Here is a 5,601-nt window from a genome sequence, read left to right as displayed (position 1 = left end):
GGTTGGGGGAGAGGGCAAGCGGGTCAATCAACGACAAGTTGCAAATTGAACCTCAACACCCTCTCCCCCAGCCCCTCTCCCATTTCATGGGAGAGGGGAGCCAAATCGAGAGAGCAGAGCGGCTTACAGCTTCGCCAGCCGTTCCAGCGCCTGTTTCAGCGTCTCTTCCTTCTTTGCATAGCAGAATCGCACCAGGCCCGATTCGCGCGGCGACGAGTAGAACGCCGAAACGGGGATTGCCGCCACGCCGATCTCGCGCGTGAGCCACATCGAGAAATCGGCCTCGCTCATGTCGGAAATCGCCGAGTAATCGACGCACTGGAAATAGGTGCCGTCCGAAGGCAGCAGCTTGAAGCGCGTATTGGCCAGGCCGGCCCGGAAATAGTCGCGCTTGGCCTGGTAGAACGCGGGGAGGTTCATGTACGGCGCCGGATCGGCCAGGTATTCAGCCAGGCCGTACTGCATCGGCGTGTTCACCGTGAACACGTTGAACTGGTGCACCTTGCGGAATTCGCTCGATAGCGCTGCCGGTGCCGCCACATAGCCGATCTTCCAGCCCGTCACGTGAAAGGTCTTGCCGAAACTCGACACGACGAAGCTGCGCCGCGCAAGTTCGGGATGGCGCGATACGGACTCGTGCCGTTGGCCGTCATAGACCATGTGCTCGTAGACTTCGTCGGACAGCAGCAGGATGTCGGTGCCGGCCAGCAGGTCGGCCAGTTGCTGCATGTCGTCGGCGCGCCAGATCGTGCCGGTCGGGTTGTGCGGCGTGTTGATCAGGATCATGCGCGTACGCGGCGTGATCGCGGCGGCCAGCTTGTCGAACGGGATGCGGAACAGCGGCGCTTCCAGCGCTACCGACACGGCCGTGGCGCCCGCCAGTTCGATGGCCGGCAGGTAGCAGTCGTAGCACGGCTCCAGCACGATCACTTCGTCGCCCGGATGCACGGCGCACAGGATCGCGGTCAGCACGCCTTGCGTGGCGCCCGCGGTAATCGTGATCTCGGTGTTCCAGTCGTAGTCATGGCCATACAGCTTCGCGATCTTGGCGGCGAGGGCCTGGCGCAACTGCGGCACACCGGCCATCGGCGGATACTGGTTGTGGCCCGCGCGCATCGCGTGCGTCACGGCATCGACGATGCGCGCATCGCAATCGAAATCCGGGAACCCCTGGCCGAGATTGACGGCGTTCGTTTCGGCGGCGAGTGCCGACATCACGGTGAAGATCGTGGTGCCCACCTTGGGCAGGCGTGACAGCGGCGGATTCAGCGGGGCAAGTGTGGATTCGGCCATGACGGTGCGTGAGACTGGTAGGGCGGGGGCGATTCAGAGTGACATTCTAGCCGCGTTCGGCAGGCGCCACCCAGGCGGCCAGCCAGCCGGCGAATGCCGGCGGCGGCAGCACTTCGACGCCACTGCTGCGACGCAGCCGGCTCCGCAGCTTCAGCACGGCCTTGTCCTTCGATACCAGCAGCGCGGCACGCGAGAAATGGGCAAGCTCGATGAATTTCTGGTCGTCGGTGTCCTTGCACCTGGGCAGGCGGATCGCATCGGCATCTTCCTGGGCTGGTGTGGGCTCGAGCGTGGCAAGGCGGTCTACCTCGGCCAGCGCTGCGTCGATATCGACGGCAAAGCGCGCGAACTGCGGATAGGCCAGCACACGCCGCAGTTCCTCGCGGCAATCGGCGCGGATCACCGGGGCGATGGCGCCGGCCGCCAGCGCGGCGCGGATTGGCTCGACATGGGGGTCGCGGAAAACCAGCAGGTCTACCCAGATATTGGAATCCAGGACAACCCGTGGGGCGGATGTGATGGCCAGGGCGCTGGCGTCGGCGCCATTGTGGCCGGTGTGGCCGGTGTGGTCGGTGTGCATTCGCTACAATCAGGACTTTGTTTCTGCCCGCAATTTTGCCATGCTCATCGTCCTGTCTCCTGCCAAGTCCCTGGATTACGAGACACCCCCGCGCGTCAAGACCCATACGCTGCCGCGCTTTATCGACCGATCGACCGTCCTGATCGAACGCCTGCGCAAGCTGGCCCCGCAGGATGTGGCGTCCCTGATGGATATTTCCGACAAGCTCGCGGTGCTCAACGTCACCCGCTACGCGGACTGGACGCCCGAGTTCACGGCCGCCAACAGCAAGCAGGCGGTGCTGGCCTTCAATGGCGATGTCTATGACGGGCTTGACGCCAGGACGCTGTCGACGGATGACCTGGCCTTTGCGCAGAAGCACATCCGCATCCTGTCCGGCCTCTACGGTGTGTTGCGGCCGATGGACTGGATGCAGCCTTACCGGCTTGAGATGGGCACGCGGCTAGACACCGCCGCCGGCAAGGATCTCTACGCGTTCTGGGGCGACGACGTGACGAAGCTGATCTGCAAGGACATGGCCGATCTCAAGCACGAAGGTTCGCCGACACTGGTGAACCTGGCGTCCGAGGAGTATTTCAAGGTGGTGCGCCCGAAGGTGCTGGACGCGCGCGTGATCACGCCGGTGTTCGAGGACTGGAAGGGTGGCCGCTACAAGATCATCTCGTTCCATGCCAAGCGTGCGCGCGGAACGATGGCCCGTTATGCAGTCACGCATCGCGTGACCGATCCCGCGCAACTGAAGCGCTTCAATGAAGATGGCTACGCCTTCGACAAGGCCGCGTCCGACGACACCCGCTGGGTGTTCCGCCGCCGACTGGAAGACTGAGAAGCCGCTTCGCTTCATTCTGAAACAGCTTCTAAGACCAAAGGATAAACCTGATGATCTCGGCACTACACGTTTCCACAATGTTCGATTCGGGCGCGATTGAAGTCGAAGCCCTCGACCGCGCCGACGACATCCGGCTGCGTATTCGCGCCGATTCCCATGCCGACTTCCGCCAGTGGTTCCACTTCCGCCTGCAGGGCGCGGCGGGGCAGGCGTGCAGGCTCCAGTTTCTCAATGCTGGCGAGTGCACGTACCCCGATGGCTGGCGCGACTATGCCGCCGTGGCGTCGTACGATCGCGCGAACTGGTTCCGCGTGCCGACGCGCTATGACGGCGCCACGATGACCGTCGAGTTCACGCCCGAGCACGACAGCGTGTGGATTGCGTACTTCGAGCCGTATCCCGAAGAGCGCCACCTGTCGCTGCTGGCCACATGCCAGCGCTCGCCGCTGGCGAAGCTGTCACAGCTTGGCAGCACGGTCGACGGCCGCGACCTGACGTGCGTGACGCTGGGCAAGCCCGGGCCGGGCAAGAAGACGGTCTGGATGATCGCGCGCCAGCATCCGGGCGAGAGCATGGCCGAATGGTTCTGCGAAGGCGTGCTGCAGCGCCTGACGGGCACGGGCATGTGGGCGGGCGACCCGGTCGCGCGCAAGCTGCTCGACCGGGTCGTGTTCCATATCGTGCCGAACATGAATCCGGACGGTTCGGCGCGCGGCAACCTGCGCACCAACGCCGCGGGCGCCAACCTGAACCGCGAGTGGATGCAGCCGAGCCTGGAGACGAGCCCCGAGGTGTACCACGTGCGCCGGGCAATCGAGACCACTGGCGTCGACCTGTTCTTCGACATCCACGGCGACGAAGCGCTGCCGTACAACTTCGTGGCCGGCAGCGAGATGCTGCCCGGCTTCACCGCGGCCCAGCGCGAGCAGCAGTCGCGCTTCATCGAGGCGTTCAAGCGTGCCACGCCGGATTTTCAGGATGTGCACGGCTATGCCGCCAGCAAGTACAACGCAGACGCGCTGAAGCTGGCCTCGAAGTACATCGGCCATACATTCGGCTGCCTGGCGCTGACGCTGGAGATGCCGTTCAAGGACAACGCCGACCTGCCCGATCCTGCAGTGGGCTGGAACGGGGCCAAAAGCGCGCTGCTGGGCACGGCGATGCTGCAGGCTGTGCTGGAGTATCTGGGCTGACCTGACCGGAGGTTGATGCGCTGAGCCCTCTCCCCCGACCCCTCTCCCGCTTTGCGGGAGAGGGGAGCAAACCACCGGCAGATCAAAAACTCATGGTGTTCTCCCCTCTCCCGCGACGCGGGAGAGGGGCAGGGGGAGAGGGCCAGCGCTTCAAGAGCCGTCGTCGGGCCTTATTGCTGCTTCTTCTTGGTTGTCGTCTTGGACGATGAGCTCTTCGAAGACGAGGTCGATTTGGACGTCGAGCTGGCCTTGCCGGACTTCGACGATGACGTCGACGACTTCGATCCGCTCTTGCCCTTCTTCTTCGAGTGCGACGACGTCGCCACGGCTGGCGCGGCGGCCGGCTCGGTGATCGTGTCGCCGTTGCTGTTGAGCAGTTCGTACGCGAGCATCATGCCGTTGTCATAGCCGCAGCGGACCTTGACCGGCTGCCATTGGGCATCGCCGGCGCGCTTGTGGGCGCTGGCCGTAAACGTCACCACGGAACTGACCGGCACAGCCTGCTTGCCCGACGAGAAGCGGCCATCCCAGCGTTCCTCGGTGGCCTGTCCGTCGCCAAGTGCCCCGGTGGGGATCTTCAGCGCGTCATAGGTGGCCGATCGCGGCACCACCCAGCTTGCGTGCGCCGCGCAGTCAGCCACGTCGGCCGACGCGTTCTCGGATTTCATCAGTTGATCGCGCATCTGCGCGCGATACTCGGCCAGGCTCACGCGCCCCTTCTCGGGCAACGTGACAGTGGTGGTGGGTGAGTTCTTGCCGTTGGCAACAGGCGGTTTGGCGGCAGGCGCGGAGGCCGCGGCGGTGGCGGCCGGCGCATTGGCCTGGCCGGCGGCGGTCTCGTCCGTCGGTGCGGTGGCGCAACCGGCGAGGGCGATTGCACCTGCCACTGCGGCAGTCAGCATGCGAAGCTGGCTGCCGAACAGTTCGGAAATTCGTCGGATCACGGGATCGTCTTTGCTCGGTGAAGCAAGGAGGGTGAGTGAAGGAATGCCATGATAGAGGAAACCCCTGCGGCAAAGTTCCTAAATGTTGTTACCCTTCGTTCTAATTGCTCACAACCGTAGCGATCCGCGCGATTTCGGGCCCGTCCGATAGCAGAAAATTGCCGACGCGCGCAACTCAGGCGAACCCCGAGACACGCATGCGGCGTGTCCCGAGGCTGCCTTCCGATCCTTCGATCAGATCGTGCGCGCGAAGCGCAGCAACTCGTCCATCAGCGTGTTGAGGTCGCGCTTGAGCTTGTCGAATCCGGCGCTGTGCGTGAGGCCGACTTCGTCCATATACAGCTTGCGATTGACTTCGAGCTGCAGGCTGTTGCGATTGGCCTGGGGCTGGCCCACCACGCGCACGATCTCCACGCCCTTGTAGGGGTGGTTGCGCCACACGTCGTAGCCCATCTCCTTTAGCACGCTTTCCACGCGATCAGTGAAGCGCGTATCGCACGTGCTGCCGTCGCGGTCGCCCACCACGAAGTCCGGGTGTTTCAGGCCGGGATGCTCGGTCGCATACTGCGCGGCCTCGCTCGGCATCGAATGGCAGTTGATGTGCCACACGCGGCCATGGCGAGCGATGGCCTGGTCGGCCAGCCGCTGGAGCTGGGCATAGTAGGGCACGTAGTAGCGGTCGATGCGCGCCTGCAGTTCGGCCACGCCGAGCTTGCGGTCGTAGATCGGCTCGCCCGTGTCCAGCACGCGCCAGACCAGGCC

General features: G+C 64.3%; 6 protein-coding genes. 2 read left to right on the top strand and 4 right to left on the bottom strand.

The features are described from left to right. Nucleotides 1-123: 123 nt before the first annotated feature. Nucleotides 124-1,293, bottom strand: a complete 1,170-nt coding sequence (locus tag B552_RS0124645; protein WP_019451729.1) for a pyridoxal phosphate-dependent aminotransferase — start codon at nt 1,291-1,293, stop codon at nt 124-126. A gap of 46 nt (nt 1,294-1,339) precedes the next feature. After that, on the bottom strand, nt 1,340-1,873 hold the full coding sequence (locus B552_RS0124640; protein ID WP_019451728.1) for a putative toxin-antitoxin system toxin component, PIN family: 534 nt from the start codon (nt 1,871-1,873) through the stop codon (nt 1,340-1,342). Between the two features lie 40 nt (nt 1,874-1,913). Between B552_RS0124640 and yaaA the strand changes: the two genes are divergently transcribed. Together yaaA and B552_RS0124630 are read left to right on the top strand one after the other, a co-directional pair. Then, nucleotides 1,914-2,699 carry a peroxide stress protein YaaA gene (gene yaaA / locus B552_RS0124635; RefSeq protein ID WP_026036023.1) on the top strand — a complete coding sequence of 262 codons (786 nt, stop codon included), beginning with the start codon at nt 1,914-1,916 and terminating at the stop codon, nt 2,697-2,699. A gap of 53 nt (nt 2,700-2,752) precedes the next feature. After that, complete coding sequence (locus tag B552_RS0124630; RefSeq protein WP_026036022.1) at nt 2,753-3,895, top strand: M14-type cytosolic carboxypeptidase; 1,143 nt, start codon at nt 2,753-2,755, stop codon at nt 3,893-3,895. Between the two features lie 170 nt (nt 3,896-4,065). On the opposite strand, the gene B552_RS0124625 is transcribed toward B552_RS0124630, so the two are convergent. Together B552_RS0124625 and B552_RS0124620 are read right to left on the bottom strand one after the other, a co-directional pair. Next, complete coding sequence (locus B552_RS0124625) at nt 4,066-4,797, bottom strand: hypothetical protein (RefSeq protein WP_026036021.1); 732 nt, start codon at nt 4,795-4,797, stop codon at nt 4,066-4,068. A gap of 276 nt (nt 4,798-5,073) precedes the next feature. Then, the coding region (locus tag B552_RS0124620; RefSeq protein ID WP_019451724.1) for an N-formylglutamate amidohydrolase at nt 5,074-5,601 on the bottom strand (528 nt) is incomplete at its 5' end.

The sequence above is a fragment of the Cupriavidus sp. BIS7 genome (assembly GCF_000292345.1).
GTDB lineage: Bacteria > Pseudomonadota > Gammaproteobacteria > Burkholderiales > Burkholderiaceae > Cupriavidus.
The sequence above is the reverse complement of the archived record's forward strand: the minus strand, read 5'-3'. Positions and strand labels throughout refer to the sequence as shown.

Bases quoted from the DNA above. Each gene is read 5' to 3' on its own strand.
- B552_RS0124645 (WP_019451729.1), bottom strand. From the start codon at position 1,293: ATGGCCGAATCCACACTTGCCCCGCTGAATCCGCCGCTGTCACGCCTG.
- B552_RS0124640 (WP_019451728.1), bottom strand. From the start codon at position 1,873: ATGCACACCGACCACACCGGCCACACCGGCCACAATGGCGCCGACGCC.
- yaaA (WP_026036023.1), top strand. From the start codon at position 1,914: ATGCTCATCGTCCTGTCTCCTGCCAAGTCCCTGGATTACGAGACACCC.
- B552_RS0124630 (WP_026036022.1), top strand. From the start codon at position 2,753: ATGATCTCGGCACTACACGTTTCCACAATGTTCGATTCGGGCGCGATT.
- B552_RS0124625 (WP_026036021.1), bottom strand. From the start codon at position 4,797: ATGCTGACTGCCGCAGTGGCAGGTGCAATCGCCCTCGCCGGTTGCGCC.